Origin of the sequence: Pseudomonas fluorescens (assembly GCF_001648775.1) — a bacterium.
In the GTDB taxonomy this organism is placed as follows: domain Bacteria; phylum Pseudomonadota; class Gammaproteobacteria; order Pseudomonadales; family Pseudomonadaceae; genus Aquipseudomonas; species Aquipseudomonas fluorescens_M.
Genome location: NZ_LVEJ01000018.1, coordinates 65,933 through 79,747, shown reverse-complemented (window position 1 = coordinate 79,747; position 13,815 = coordinate 65,933). Strand labels below are relative to the sequence as shown.

Below are 13,815 nucleotides of genomic sequence, written 5' to 3'. Positions count from 1 at the left end.
AAGCCAGCGCTTAACGCCTGATCACGCGATCAAAACGTGCCAACCGGTGCTACCGCATCGAAGATCATCGCTACGGAACCGGTGTAATCACCCGGCTGGAAGTTGCTGCCCTTGGCGGCGATTTTCAGTGGCGCACGGAAGTTGACGTCCGATTCAGCCTCGCCCACGACCATTTGCGGGGTCAGGGTCAGTTCTTTGTTGTTGAGCATCACTTGCAGATCGATCGAGGCGTTGCCGGCGATCAGCTTTGGCTGGCTTTCCAGGCTGGCGTGAACCGAACCGTTGTTGTTGCGCACATCGAAGAAGCCGTTGACTTCGCCCATCTTGCCGGTGCTCGGCTGATAGCTCATGTCCTGGTCCTTGTTAACCAGATCCGGATCGACAGGCACAACGTAGAAACCGTTGGTCGGTACGTGGGCAATGAGGCTGATGGAGTGGTTGGCTTCACCCGCTGCCGAAACAATCGAAGAGTTCAGCGCCAGGAAGGCCAGAGGTGCAGCGATTACGAGTTTCTTGAACATCGGTCAGTACCTGTTTTCTTTAGTGAAAAGATTCATTGAAAGTTCAAACAACGCCTACCTGCTTGGCACCGGTGTTGTTTTGAGCTTTCAACGCCGAGGCATGATCGGCTGTTCACTCTGGAAAGTAAGCAAGTAACTTCCTAAGAACTTGTAGTTAAACAACCCCATGACCAGAAAGAAAAAATACCGAAAAACTCAAATATAAAACGATGACTGTAAGTTGCGCCCTACAGACAGTTTTACTGAAAAAACCATACAGCAACTTCAGCCAGTAAATACGCCCACTTGCAACTTATAGAGTAATAACTCAAACACCAATAGAGTTAAAGCTTTAACTTTGTAGTTGTAAATAGCGCTGATAAAAGTCTGATCTGTGAGGTTGCGTCTTGCTTGCGCAACAGGTTCGGGCAGCGAATCGCCGCTGGTCTGGCGAATGCACGGCCGGGGAAAAAGCGCTTGTCATGGCGTAAAGATATATCTTAAGTTGTATCTAAACACGACGAGAGAAGACTGAAATGAGAGACCATCATTCCCCCCACCGCGAGCATGGCGACGGCCGTGACGGCTTTGAAAAGCGGCCCGGACGCGAACGCGGCGGCCGTGGCCCACGGGTATTCGCCCCCGGCGACTTGAAATTGCTGCTGCTGGCGTTGATCGCCGAACAGCCGTGCCACGGCTACGATCTGATCCGCCAGATCGAAGGCATGTTCGACGGCGCCTACAGCCCGAGCCCCGGCGTGATCTACCCGACGCTGACCTTTCTGGAAGAAAGCGACCTGATTGCCGGCGACGCCGAGGGCGGCAAAAAACGCTACAGCGTCACCGAGGCCGGACGTTTGTCCTTGAGCGAACAAGCCGTTGCCCTCGACGGCGTGCGCATGCGCATCGACGTCAGCAAACGCTCACTGCGCGGCCATGACCGGCCGGCAGAAATTCATGAGGCGGTGCACAACTTGCGCCACGCCCTGCAAATGCACCACGGGCGCTGGAGCCCGGAAGAAATCCTGCGGGTGCGTGACCTGCTCAACGACACCGCCAAAGCCATCGTCGACGGCCCTGCCGTTCAACCTGCCTCGGAGAAAGCCGAATGACTGCAGTCGATACCCAAACCATTCACCGCGTGATGCACGAAATCAAACGCCGCAAGCTTGAGGTGTTGCGTGTGGTCGACCTGACGCCGCGCATGCGCCGCATCACCCTCGGCGGGCCGCAACTGGCCGGGTTCATCAGCCTGGGCACGGACGATCACGTCAAACTGCTGTTCCCGCAGAACGCCGAACAGACGGCGGCGCTCGAAACCATGGTGCTCGGTGGCAAGAACGACGGCCCGACGCCCGAAATGCGCGACTACACGCCGCGCCGTTATGACCTCGATGCGCTGGAACTGGATATCGATTTTGTCCTGCACGGTGACGGCCCTGCATCGACCTGGGCCGAGCAAGCCGCGCCGGGGCAATTTCTGCACATCGGCGGGCCGCGCGGCTCGATGATCGTGCCGGATATTTTCGACAGCTATTTGCTGATCGGCGACGAAACCGCCCTGCCCGCCATCGCCCGTCGCCTCGAAGGCCTGGCGGCCAATCGCAAGGCGCTGGTGGTGATCGAAGTGGAAAACGGTGCCGAGCAGCAAGTGCTGGAGAGTGCGGCGCAGGTCAATGTGATCTGGGTGCTGCGCGAAGGCGGCAAGGACAATCTGCTGACCACGGTGAAGCAGTTGCAGGTACCCAAGGGCAATCTGTATGCGTGGGTGGCGACCGAAACGAAAGTTTCACGGCAGATTCGCCGGGTGCTGATCGATGAGCACGGGCTGGATGAGCAACTGATCAAAGCCGTCGGCTACTGGCGCGCCGAAGGATCTGAAGAAGCGTGATATCCCTGTGGGAGCGAGCTTGCTCGCGAATACGGCGGATCAGTCGCCTCAATACTGACTGACGAACCGCTTTCGCGAGCATGCTCGCTCCCACATAGAACTTTAACTTCGTACTGACCGCCAGCGATCGAGGCCAATCAACGCCAACCCAATCACCAAAAACCCCAGCAATATCCCCCCGGCATTGACTAGCACCTGTGGATAACCCAACAGCGCCACATCAATGAACGGATACGCATACGCGCCGAGCAAATGCCCGCGCAGCAAGGCGTAGATGAAATAAACCAACGGATAAATCAGCCACAGCGGCAGATGCCACCAGCGCAACGTGCCCTTGGGCACGCACACCCACCAATAGCCCAGAAACAGCAGCGGCATCACATCGTGCAGCAGTTCATCGGCAATAAATTGCCAACCTTCGGGATGCCACAAATGCCGCAGCAAAAGGCTGTACGCAAGCCCGACCACCGCAATGCTCACGGCAATCCCACTGCTCACCCACGGCTGCAAAAACCAGCGGCGCGCGGCGGATTCGCGCTCGCTCACGGCGCAGGTCAACACCGTCGCCACCAGCGTGTTGGTCAGAATCGTGAAGTAACTGAAAAAACTCACCAGCCCGCCCAACAGGCTGGCACCGATACTCAAGCGTGCGAAGAAAATCAGGTACAGCTGAATGCCCAATCCGGCCCAGCCCAATACGGCTGCGCAGGTGATCAGGCGACGGCGCCAACCGGCGTCCATGTCAGAGCGGTCGCTTGGTGCGCATCAACTTCACGTACAGACGCTCGACTTTCTCACGTGCCCACGGGGTTTTGCGCAGGAACGTCAGGCTCGACTTGATGCTCGGGTCGCTCTTGAAGCAGCGGATATCGATGCGCTCGGCCAGCCCCGACCATTCGTAATGGCTCACCAGTGCATTGAGGATTTGTTCAAGGGTGACGCCGTGCAGCGGATCGGGGGTTTGTTCGTTCATGCCAGGCCTTTGGGCGAAGTGAAAATGCAGAAGCCGCGCACCTTAGCCGAGGGGCTGGTTGGGTGGAAGGCCTACCTTCAAATGTAGGCCAACCCGGAAAGATCGCAGGCCACGACCCGGCTCACAATGCGCCCGTTTGCCGCACTGTTACCGAATCCGAAACGCTGCATGTTCACAAAAGGCCTTTGTCTTTTTGTAACAGATCATTATCCTGCCGCCCTTCCGCTGAATCGCTTCACTGCCTGCGACTTATTGAAGCACTCAGCCCGCACCCCGAAAACACCAAAAAAAGACTTAGCCATGCCCGATTTTTCCTTCTCCCGAGACAGCGCTATCTTAGCTCTGCGCACCCTTGGCGGCTGCACCGCCCTGGGCCTCGCCACTTGCGCCCAAGCGGCGCCCGCGTTCGACAGTGAATCACCGTACATGCTCGGTGACTGGAACGGCACGCGCACCGAACTCTCGGAAAAAGGCTACGACTTCAAGCTCGATTACACCGGCGAAATGGGCAGCAACCTGCACGGCGGCTACGACCACGACCGCACCGCGCGTTACAGCGATCAGTTCGGCCTGGGTACACACCTGGACCTGCAAAAGATCCTTGGCTGGGACGACGCCGAGTTTCAACTGACCATCACCAAACGCAGCGGCAACAACATCAGCAACGACCGCATCAACGATCCGCGCGTTGGCGGCTTCACCTCGGCGCAGGAAGTCTGGGGCCGTGGCCAGACCACGCGGCTGACGCAGATGTGGTATCAGCAGAAATTCTTCGATCAGAAACTCGACATCAAAGTCGGCCGTTTCGGCGAAGGCGAAGACTTCAACAGCTTCCCGTGCGACTTCCAGAACCTCGCGTTCTGCGGCTCGCAGGTCGGCAACTGGGTGGGCGGCATCTGGTACAACTGGCCGGTCAGCCAATGGGCGCTACGCGTCAAATATCACCTGACGCCAGAGTTGTATGCGCAGGTCGGCGCCTACGAGCAGAACCCGTCGAACCTCGATCGCGGCAACGGCTTCAAACTCAGCGGCAGCGGCACCCAGGGCGCAATCCTGCCGATCGAACTGGTGTGGACGCCGAAATTCAACGGCCTGCCAGGCGAATACCGCGCCGGTTACTACTACAGCAATGCCAAGGCCAGCGACGTCTATAAAGACAGCCAAGGCCAACCGGCAGCGCTGAGCGGCGAAGCCTATCGCAGCGCGTCGAGCAAACACGGCGTGTGGCTGGGCATCCAGCAGCAAGTCACCAGCGTTGCCAGCGACAACAGCCGCGGCTTGAGCGTATTCGCCAACGGCACGATGCACGACAAGAAAACCAACGCGATCGACAACTACGTGCAGGCCGGCATCACCTACAAAGGCCCGTTCGACGCGCGCGCCAAGGACGACATCGGTTTCGCCCTCGCCCGCGTGCACGTCAACCCGGCCTTCCGCAAAAACGCCGAGGCGAGCAATCAGGCCAACGCGGTTTACGACTACGACGATCCGTCCTACTTGCCGCCGCAAGACACCGAATACAGCGCCGAGCTGTATTACGGCGTGCACGTGACCAACTGGCTGACCGTACGCCCGAACCTGCAATACATCCGCCACCCCGGTGGCGTGAACAACGTCGACGACGCCCTGATCGGCGGGATCAAGATCCAGTCGTCGTTCTAAAGAACCACTGAACCCCAATGTGGGAGCGAGCCTGCTCGCGAAAGCAATTTCAACTTCACCAAAGAAGTCGTCTGACATAGCGCTTTCGCGAGCAGGCTCGCTCCCACATGAAATTCGTTAGCTAGACAAGTTTTTATCTGAACCATGCCCACGCCAAATCGTCATCTACAGTGACTACAGCGCGGGACTACATAAAACGTCACGGAGAATCACACTATGAGCACCGAAAGTGCTTCGAGTCGGGGCCGTTTGCTACCGAGCCTGCTCGGCATTCTGCTTCTACTGATGGGCCTGGCCATGTTGGCCGGTGGGGTCAAGCTGAGCATGCTCGGCGGCTCGCTGTACTACCTGCTGGCCGGTATCGGCATTGCGCTGAGCGGCATCCTGTTGCTGCTGCGCCGTCGTGCGGCGCTGGGCCTGTATGCCATCGTCCTGTTTGCCAGCACCGTTTGGGCGCTGTGGGAAGTCGGTCTGGACTGGTGGCAACTGGTGCCACGTCTGGCCCTGTGGTTCGTCCTCGGCTTCGTGATGTTGCTGCCGTGGTTCCGTCGTCCGCTGCTGCTTGACGGCCCGGCGCCGATGGGCACTCGCGGCCTGACTGTGGCCGTGGTTCTGGCCGGTCTCACCGCGCTGATCAGCCTGTTCACCCACCCGGGCGAAACCTTCGGCGAACTGGGCCGCGACACCGCTGACACCACCAGCACCGCACCAGCGATGCCCGATGGCGACTGGCAGGCCTACGGCCGCACCGAATTCGGTGACCGTTATTCGCCGCTGAAGCAGATCACCCCGGCCAACGTCGGCAAGCTGCAAGAAGCCTGGCGCATCCAGACCGGCGACCTGCCGACCGCTGATGACCCGGTTGAACTGACCAACGAAAACACCCCGCTGAAAGCCAACGGCATGGTCTACGCCTGCACCGCGCACAGCAAAGTGTTGGCACTGGATCCGGACACCGGCAAAGAACTGTGGCGCTTCGACCCGCAGATCAAGAGCCCGGTCGGCTTCAAAGGCTTCGCCCACATGACTTGCCGTGGCGTGTCGTACTACGACGAAGCGGCTTACGCGAAAACTGAAAACGCAGCCTCGGCTGTGATTTCCGAAGCCGGCAAAGCCGTTGCTCAGGCTTGCCCGCGTCGTCTGTACCTGCCAACCGCTGATGCCCGCCTGATCGCCTTGAACGCCGACACCGGCAAAATCTGCGAAGGCTTCGGCACCAACGGTGTGGTTGACCTGACCCAAGGCATCGGCCCGTTCACCGCTGGTGGCTACTACTCCACCTCGCCAGCGGCGATTACTCGTGATCTGGTGATCATGGGCGGTCACGTCACCGACAACGAATCGACCAACGAGCCATCGGGCGTGATCCGCGCCTTCGACGTGCGCGACGGCCACCTCGTATGGAACTGGGACAGCGACAAGCCAGACGCCACCGAGCCTTTGGCACCGGGCGAAACCTACAGCCGCAACTCGGCCAACATGTGGTCGCTGGCCAGCGTCGACGAAAAACTCGGCATGGTTTACCTGCCACTGGGCAACCAGACCCCAGACCAGTGGGGCGCAGACCGCACCCCGGGCGCCGAGAAATTCAGCGCCGGCGTCGTCGCCCTGGACCTGGCCACCGGTAAAGTGCGCTGGAACTACCAGTTCACCCACCACGACCTGTGGGACATGGACGTTGGCAGCCAGCCAACCCTGCTCGACATGAAAACCGCCGACGGCGTCAAACCGGCGCTGATCGCCCCGACCAAACAGGGCAGCCTGTACGTCCTCGACCGTCGTGACGGCACGCCGATCATTCCGATCAAGGAAATCCCGGTACCGCAAGGCGCCGTCAAAGGCGACCACACCGCACCGACCCAGGCCCGTTCGGACCTCAACCTGCTGGCCCCGGAACTGACCGAAAAAGCCATGTGGGGCGCGAGCCCGTTCGACCAGATGCTGTGCCGCATCCAGTTCAAAGAACTGCGTTATGAAGGCCAGTACACCCCGCCGTCGGAACAGGGCAGCCTGATCTACCCGGGTAACGTCGGCGTGTTCAACTGGGGCGGCGTTTCGGTCGATCCGGTTCGCCAAATGCTGTTCACCAGCCCGAACTACATGGCCTTCGTTTCGAAAATGGTGCCACGCGAGCAAGTCGCCGCCGGCAGCAAACGCGAAAGCGAAACCGCTGGCGTGCAACCGAACACTGGCGCCCCATACGCGGTGATCATGCACCCGTTCATGTCGCCACTCGGCGTACCGTGCCAGGCCCCGGCCTGGGGCTACGTTGCCGGTATCGACCTGACCACCGGCAAAGTCGTATGGAAACGCAAAAACGGCACCAGCCGCGACAGCTCGCCAATCCCGATCGGCTTCACCCTGGGCGTGCCGAGCATGGGCGGCTCGATGGTGACTGCGGGCGGCGTCGGCTTCCTCAGCGGCACCCTCGACCAGTACCTGCGCGCGTACGACGTGAACAGCGGTAAAGAGCTGTGGAAATCGCGTCTGCCGGCGGGTGGTCAAGCGACCCCGATGACCTACACCGGCAAGGACGGCAAGCAATACGTCCTGTTGGTTGTCGGTGGTCACGGCTCGCTGGGCACCAAGATGGGCGACTACATCATTGCCTACAAACTGCCGGAATAAGCTGTAGCGGCGGTAAAACAAAGGCGATGTCCCGCAAGGGGCATCGCCTTTTTTGTGCACGCCATTTCTGCATCCACAGGAGAACCCTGTGGGAGCGAGCTTGCTCGCGAAGGCGTCAGCACGTTAAACATCTACGGTGCCTGACACAGCGCTTTCGCGAGCAAGCTCGCTCCCACAGGTTGAAAAGTGTTTGTCTGTGGGAAATGTACTCGTCCTACAGACGTTGAAAGTGGCGCGGAGTTTTCCGACAAGTCGCGTCGGTTGTGCCTCGGAAATCGGCTGGATAGGCTCTGGGTGTCGCTGCAAATTCAGCGAACGGGCGTCGCGGCCCGAGCAGTTCATTCGATTTGATGCATAATCGCCGGCCCAGACCGGAGCGCTCAGGCGCTTGTTGTTTGGTTTGATGGTGGCTGTGCGCGGGATACCTTCGGGTATGCCGAGATTGCCGAATGGCTCGGTCCGCGAACCCGCGTACAGCTGCCACCCTCAGTCGCGTCGCGGTGATTGAGAGTGACAGCCCCACTTATCATTCGGAGCGTCACTATGAAAAAGCCAACACCCAATCCGCCAGAAACCGAAGACACCACCCCCTACGAATTCCCCGGCTCGAAGCGATTCCACGAAGCCGCCGAACGCGCCCTCGACCACTACTTCAAACCCAACGCTTTAACCCTGCGCTTCCACAAACCCAGCACCATGTTCCAGGTCGCCCCCGATCAGGACAACGAAAGCCTGCTGGTCCACGCCTGCGAATCACTGGCACAGGCCAGCCTGATGACCAGCGACATTGCCGCCTACATCGACATCCCGCAGCGACGGACGGTGCTGGCGATCCAGCAAATCATCATGCTCGCCGAACTGGCGGTGAATCAGGTGCTGGATAACCACGAAATCCCCCAACCTTCCGCGCACAACTAACCCCTGTGGGAGCCTGCTCGCGAAGGCGTGGTGACTGACCCACCGCTTTCGCGAGCAGGGCCTATATAACTCGCCTCACAGGGCATCATCACGAACAGGCATAAAAACCTGTCAGATGTGACAGTTACCTGTTTATGCCGTTTCTCTCAGACTTCCTTCTCCAACCCAATCAGGCAAGGAAGCACCCATGACAAATCCAAAAGCGTCCCCAGCAGTCTTCACTTTCGGGTCACTGACCGTTGATGTGAAAGGCACTCTTGGCGGTACCTATTTAGATCTGTCCAGCTACACGACGACAGCCATATTGGTGTCTTTCAATCCGTTGGGGGGTTACGACTTTTCCTTCCGGCATAACGATGGCTTATCGAGCAAACGGTACCTTTACCTGTCGTTTCGCAACCTGCTGATTCCTTCCACACCTGACTACTCTGAAAGCGTCGTTACCGAACGGGGCACCCAGGTCTATGAATATGAAATGACATCCTCTTCAACCATCGCGGTCACTCAACCCAATCCCAACCTATATCGATATGCCTTCAACGACTTCAAGCTGGCCGGCAAGGCACGCCAGACGAATGACACGCGTGAACTCACCTGTAATGGGTTCTTCCTGCTTCAGGAACTGACGTGGCCGTTGTAATGATCTTGGTCAGGCAAACCCGTACCCAAATGCAGACCGTGAAAAAAATCAAAAGCCCCTCACCCTAACCCTCTCCCAGAGGGAGAGGGGACTGACTGTGGTGTTTCGAAGAGATACGCCGACGTGCGATACCGTGTCGAACTCAGGTTTGAAACAGATCAAAAGCCCCTCACCCTAGCCCTCTCCCAGAGGGAGAGGGGACTGATCGAGGTGTTTGGGAGAGCTACGCCGACGTGCGATACCGCGTTGAACGAAAATCTTGAAAAGCCCACAAATCGGCCCCCTCTCCCTCGGGAGAGGGCTGGGGTGAGGGGCGAATCCAACGCAAATCAAAAGCCGGCCACGCTGTGCTCCTCACCACTCAACAGGATGAGCGTTAGCTCGGCTGCAGCTCTTGATCTGTAGGGCGACATCGGAAGGCTGAGCGCAGGGATTGATCCGGGGGTGGGAGCGCAGCGACCGTTTGGCGCAGCCAAACACATCGAGAGGAGGTGCAGCGCAGCAAACCGGAGGCGATGCCCCCGGATCGATCCCGCAGCGAAGGAACCCCGAGCCCCAGCGAGCGGGCCGCACGCAGGAGCAAGCGTTTTTTTGCTTACTTTTTTGAGGCGTTTGTCAAAAAAGTGAGTCGCCGTAAGGGCGAAACCCTAAGAAGCCGTTACCGAAGAAACGGATATCCCCCCAAACCCCCAAGAACATGGTCGGCCCAGAGGCCGCCAAGCCCAAAGCGTGAACCCTGTCAAAACCCTGAACACACAATCAGAAACACCGCCCCCCATTGAAACCACCCAGCCCCTGCCCCATCTAAGACCCATACCCCATTGCGCAGGTGCCCCATGAGCGACCAGCAAGAATTCCCGGAAAACCCCGACGACTACACCGAAGCCGAAAACATCGAACACACCTCCTCCGGCAAAGGCCTCGCCCTGCCTGGCCAGAACCTGCCGGACAAGGTCTACATCATCCCGATCCACAATCGCCCGTTCTTCCCGGCCCAAGTCCTGCCGGTCATCGTCAACGAAGAACCCTGGGCCGAAACCCTCGAACTGGTCAGCAAATCCGAACACCACTCCCTGGCCCTGTTCTTCATGGACACGCCCCAGGAAGACCCGCGCCACTTCGACACCGGCGCCCTGCCGCAATACGGCACGCTGGTCAAAGTCCACCACGCCAGCCGCGAGAACGGCAAACTGCAATTCGTCGCCCAGGGCCTGAGCCGTGTGCGCATCAAAACCTGGCTCAAACACCACCGCCCACCGTACCTGGTCGAAGTCGAATACCCGCACCAGCCCACCGAGCCGACCGACGAGGTCAAGGCCTACGGCATGGCGCTGATCAACGCAATCAAGGAACTGCTGCCGCTCAACCCGCTGTACAGCGAAGAGCTGAAAAACTACCTCAACCGCTTCAGCCCCAACGATCCGTCGCCACTCACCGACTTCGCCGCCGCCCTGACCTCCGCCACCGGCCCCGAGCTGCAAGCCGTGCTCGACTGCGTGCCGATGCTCAAGCGCATGGAAAAAGTCCTGCCGATGCTGCGCAAGGAAGTCGAAGTCGCGCGCCTGCAAAAAGAAATCTCGGCGGAAGTTAACCGTAAGATCGGCGAGCATCAGCGCGAGTTCTTCCTCAAGGAACAACTCAAGGTCATCCAGCAGGAACTCGGCCTGACCAAGGACGACCGCAGCGCTGACCTCGAACAGTTCGAGCAACGTCTGGAAGGCAAGGTCCTGCCGGCGCAGGTGCAGAAGCGCCTCGAAGAAGAAATGAACAAACTGTCGATCCTCGAGACCGGCTCGCCGGAATACGCGGTGACCCGCAACTACCTTGATTGGGCGACTTCGGTGCCGTGGGGCGTGTACGGCGAGGACAAACTCGACCTCAAGCACGCGCGCAAAATCCTCGACAAACACCACGCCGGCCTCGACGACATCAAGGATCGCATCCTCGAATTCCTCGCCGTCGGTGCTTATAAAGGCGAAATCAGCGGCTCCATCGTGCTGCTGGTCGGCCCGCCGGGCGTGGGTAAAACCAGCGTCGGCAAATCCATCGCCGAATCCCTCGGCCGGCCGTTCTACCGCTTCAGCCTCGGCGGCATGCGCGACGAAGCCGAGATCAAGGGCCACCGCCGCACCTACATCGGCGCACAGCCGGGCAAACTGGTGCAGGCGTTGAAAGATGTCGAAGTGATGAACCCGGTGATCATGCTCGACGAGATCGACAAGATGGGCCAGAGCTACCAGGGCGATCCGGCCTCGGCGCTGCTGGAAACCCTCGACCCGGAACAGAACGTCGAATTCCTCGACCACTACCTCGACCTGCGCATGGACTTGTCTAAAGTCCTGTTCGTCTGCACCGCCAACACCCTCGATTCGATCCCAGGCCCGTTGCTCGACCGCATGGAAGTGATTCGCCTGTCGGGCTACATCACCGAAGAAAAAGTCGCCATCGCCAAGCGTCACCTGTGGCCGAAATTGCTGGAAAAGGCCGGTGTGTCCAAGGGCAGCCTGAGCATCAGCGACAGCGCCCTCAAATCCCTGATCGACGGATACGCCCGTGAAGCCGGCGTGCGCCAGCTCGAGAAACAAATGGGCAAACTGGTGCGCAAAGCGGTGATGAAACTGATCGACGACCCGAAAGCGGTGATCAAGCTCGGACCGAAAGATCTCGAAGCGTCACTGGGTCATCCGGTGTTCCGCAATGAACAAGTGTTGTCCGGCACCGGCGTGATTACCGGTCTGGCGTGGACCAGCATGGGCGGCGCAACCTTGCCGATTGAAGCGACGCGGATTCACACGCTCAATCGCGGTTTCAAACTCACCGGGCAACTCGGCGATGTGATGAAGGAATCGGCGGAGATCGCCTACAGCTACGTCAGCTCGCACTTGAAACAGTTCGGCGGAGACGCGAAATTCTTCGATGAGGCTTTCGTCCACTTGCACGTACCGGAAGGCGCGACACCGAAAGACGGCCCGAGCGCCGGCGTGACCATGGCCAGCGCCCTGCTTTCGCTGGCGCGTAATCAGCCGCCGAAAAAAGGCGTGGCAATGACCGGTGAACTGACGCTGACCGGCCATGTGCTGCCGATTGGCGGAGTGCGTGAGAAGGTGATTGCGGCACGGCGGCAGAAGATTTTCGAGCTGATTTTGCCGGAGCCGAATCGGGGTAATTTTGAGGAACTGCCGGATTATCTGAAGGAAGGGATTACCGTGCACTTCGCCAAGCGGTTTGCCGATGTGGCGAAGGTACTGTTCTGACCGGTAGCCCGTAGCCCCTCACCCCAGCCCTCTCCCCCAGGAGAGGGAGCCAACCGAGCCGTCTTGCGCTATGCGCCGACCTGAAACACCGGGTCGATTATGGATTCGCTGACGCACGCTCAGGTCGGCGTACCTCGCCAATATCCCCCGATCAGTCCCCTCTCCCTCTGGGAGAGGGCTAGGGTGAGGGCTTGGCATTGTCACACTTTGTCTCATCTTCAGTTATGCTCGCCGTTCGTCGTGAACGCCTGGAGCCGCTGACCTTATGTCCCCCACTCGCCTGTTTCTCCCCCTCGCCCTCTCGTTGCTGGCCGCTTGCGCCACGCAACCGAAACACAACGTGACCGTGGAAAAACAAAGCGAATGCCCCGTACGGCTCACCAACGGGCAAAACCTCATCATCATGCTACCAAGCAACCCGACCACGGGTTATCGCTGGGCCATTCAGGATTCCGCTGGCGGCGTATTGCGCGCACTCAGCCCCGAGGTCTACAGCAATCCGGAAGATGCCGGCGTGGTCGGCGCAGCGGGTTTGTCGACCTGGCGCTTCCAGGCCTTCGCCCCCGGCACCGGGCGTCTGCGCCTGACTTCGCAACAGCCGTGGGCGCCGGAAGTGTTGCCAGTGGAAACCTTTGACTGCGCCATTTCGGTGAATTGATCGTGGGCTGGCTGATTCTGGCGCTGATGGGCGCGGTGACGTTTCTCTACGGTGTCAGCACCCACGCGGCGCTGCTCTGCCTGTTGGTCAAACCGCTGCCGGTGCTGGCATTGCTCGGCTGGCTGCACGATGCGCCACCCAGCGACTATCGACGCTGGATCAGCCTCGGTCTGATTTTCTCGCTGCTCGGTGATGTGTTGCTGGCGTGGCCGGGGGATCTTTTTGTGTTTGGGCTTGGTGCGTTTCTGGTCGCGCATCTGGCTTATCTGAAGGCTTATCTGAGTGACTGCAAGCGTCTGGCGATATTGCCGCTGCTGCTTGCCCTCGCCGTCGGTGCGGTGCTGCTGGGGCTGCTGATTTCCAGCGGTCTGGGGCCGTTGCTGGTGCCAGTGATCGTCTACGGCACGGCCATCAGCGCGATGCTCTGGCGCGCTTTGGCACGACTCGGAACCAATGTGCCGAAACGTTCGGCGCTGTTGGCGGCGGGTGGCGCGCTGGCGTTTGTGTTCTCGGACAGCGTGATTGGTATTGATCGCTTTGTATCGCCATTCCACGCCGCGCCGTACGTCATCATCCTCAGCTACTGGCTGGGCCAGTGGGGCATCGCCGCCTCCGCGTTCTCCCAGACCAAACGCTAATCCTTGTGGCGAGGGAGCTCGCTCCCGCTCGGCTGCGCAGCAGTCGCCAAACC

12 protein-coding genes are annotated in these 13,815 nt (G+C 59.6%); 9 read left to right on the top strand and 3 right to left on the bottom strand.

Annotation, left to right across the window (positions count from 1 at the left end; translation table 11 throughout):
* Positions 1-29 precede the first annotated feature (29 nt).
* Positions 30-521 carry a CS1 type fimbrial major subunit gene (locus tag A8O26_RS16615; protein WP_064118955.1) on the bottom strand — a complete coding sequence of 164 codons (492 nt, stop codon included), beginning with the start codon at positions 519-521 and terminating at the stop codon, positions 30-32.
* A gap of 515 nt (positions 522-1,036) precedes the next feature.
* Between A8O26_RS16615 and A8O26_RS16610 the strand changes: the two genes are divergently transcribed.
* Together A8O26_RS16610 and A8O26_RS16605 are read left to right on the top strand one after the other, a co-directional pair.
* Positions 1,037-1,612 carry a PadR family transcriptional regulator gene (locus A8O26_RS16610; RefSeq protein ID WP_053123477.1) on the top strand — a complete coding sequence of 192 codons (576 nt, stop codon included), beginning with the start codon at positions 1,037-1,039 and terminating at the stop codon, positions 1,610-1,612.
* Positions 1,609-2,391, top strand: coding sequence for a siderophore-interacting protein (locus A8O26_RS16605; protein ID WP_064118954.1), 783 nt, complete (start codon positions 1,609-1,611; stop codon positions 2,389-2,391). The genes A8O26_RS16610 and A8O26_RS16605 overlap by 4 nt, the downstream gene beginning before the upstream one ends.
* Before the next feature lie 102 nt (positions 2,392-2,493).
* Here the strand turns inward: A8O26_RS16605 and A8O26_RS16600 are convergent, their stop codons facing one another.
* Positions 2,494-3,132 (bottom strand): Pr6Pr family membrane protein, encoded by a 639-nt coding sequence (locus A8O26_RS16600; RefSeq protein WP_064118953.1) that lies wholly within the window; start codon positions 3,130-3,132, stop codon positions 2,494-2,496.
* Position 3,133: 1 nt separating this feature from the next.
* Entirely contained in the window at positions 3,134-3,364 is a 231-nt protein-coding gene (locus A8O26_RS16595) for a VF530 family DNA-binding protein (RefSeq protein ID WP_007916799.1), read from the bottom strand.
* Positions 3,365-3,664: 300 nt separating this feature from the next.
* Between A8O26_RS16595 and A8O26_RS16590 the strand changes: the two genes are divergently transcribed.
* The 7 genes from A8O26_RS16590 (at position 3,665) to A8O26_RS16560 (ending at position 13,762) form a co-directional block, all read left to right on the top strand.
* A complete protein-coding gene (locus A8O26_RS16590; RefSeq protein WP_064118952.1) occupies positions 3,665-5,026 on the top strand; it encodes a carbohydrate porin in 1,362 nt (453 codons plus the stop codon).
* A gap of 216 nt (positions 5,027-5,242) precedes the next feature.
* Positions 5,243-7,654 carry a glucose/quinate/shikimate family membrane-bound PQQ-dependent dehydrogenase gene (locus A8O26_RS16585; protein WP_064118951.1) on the top strand — a complete coding sequence of 804 codons (2,412 nt, stop codon included), beginning with the start codon at positions 5,243-5,245 and terminating at the stop codon, positions 7,652-7,654.
* A 543-nt stretch (positions 7,655-8,197) separates the two neighbouring features.
* Entirely contained in the window at positions 8,198-8,572 is a 375-nt protein-coding gene (locus A8O26_RS16580; protein ID WP_064118950.1) for a DUF6124 family protein, read from the top strand.
* A gap of 187 nt (positions 8,573-8,759) precedes the next feature.
* The gene (locus A8O26_RS16575; RefSeq protein ID WP_064118949.1) at positions 8,760-9,212 is read left to right on the top strand and encodes a hypothetical protein; all 453 of its coding nucleotides are present in this window, start codon (positions 8,760-8,762) and stop codon (positions 9,210-9,212) included.
* An 836-nt stretch (positions 9,213-10,048) separates the two neighbouring features.
* Complete coding sequence (gene lon / locus A8O26_RS16570) at positions 10,049-12,466, top strand: endopeptidase La (RefSeq protein WP_064118948.1); 2,418 nt, start codon at positions 10,049-10,051, stop codon at positions 12,464-12,466.
* A 265-nt stretch (positions 12,467-12,731) separates the two neighbouring features.
* Positions 12,732-13,124, top strand: coding sequence for a protease inhibitor I42 family protein (locus A8O26_RS16565; protein WP_007916811.1), 393 nt, complete (start codon positions 12,732-12,734; stop codon positions 13,122-13,124).
* 2 nt (positions 13,125-13,126) lie between these two features.
* Complete coding sequence (locus tag A8O26_RS16560) at positions 13,127-13,762, top strand: lysoplasmalogenase (RefSeq protein WP_172828170.1); 636 nt, start codon at positions 13,127-13,129, stop codon at positions 13,760-13,762.
* Positions 13,763-13,815: the final 53 nt, after the last annotated feature.

Bases quoted from the DNA above. Each gene is read 5' to 3' on its own strand.
- A8O26_RS16575 (WP_064118949.1), top strand. From the start codon at position 8,760: ATGACAAATCCAAAAGCGTCCCCAGCAGTCTTCACTTTCGGGTCACTG.
- A8O26_RS16585 (WP_064118951.1), top strand. From the start codon at position 5,243: ATGAGCACCGAAAGTGCTTCGAGTCGGGGCCGTTTGCTACCGAGCCTG.
- A8O26_RS16600 (WP_064118953.1), bottom strand. From the start codon at position 3,132: ATGGACGCCGGTTGGCGCCGTCGCCTGATCACCTGCGCAGCCGTATTG.
- A8O26_RS16595 (WP_007916799.1), bottom strand. From the start codon at position 3,364: ATGAACGAACAAACCCCCGATCCGCTGCACGGCGTCACCCTTGAACAA.
- A8O26_RS16565 (WP_007916811.1), top strand. From the start codon at position 12,732: ATGTCCCCCACTCGCCTGTTTCTCCCCCTCGCCCTCTCGTTGCTGGCC.
- A8O26_RS16605 (WP_064118954.1), top strand. From the start codon at position 1,609: ATGACTGCAGTCGATACCCAAACCATTCACCGCGTGATGCACGAAATC.
- lon (WP_064118948.1), top strand. From the start codon at position 10,049: ATGAGCGACCAGCAAGAATTCCCGGAAAACCCCGACGACTACACCGAA.
- A8O26_RS16615 (WP_064118955.1), bottom strand. From the start codon at position 521: ATGTTCAAGAAACTCGTAATCGCTGCACCTCTGGCCTTCCTGGCGCTG.
- A8O26_RS16590 (WP_064118952.1), top strand. From the start codon at position 3,665: ATGCCCGATTTTTCCTTCTCCCGAGACAGCGCTATCTTAGCTCTGCGC.
- A8O26_RS16580 (WP_064118950.1), top strand. From the start codon at position 8,198: ATGAAAAAGCCAACACCCAATCCGCCAGAAACCGAAGACACCACCCCC.
- A8O26_RS16610 (WP_053123477.1), top strand. From the start codon at position 1,037: ATGAGAGACCATCATTCCCCCCACCGCGAGCATGGCGACGGCCGTGAC.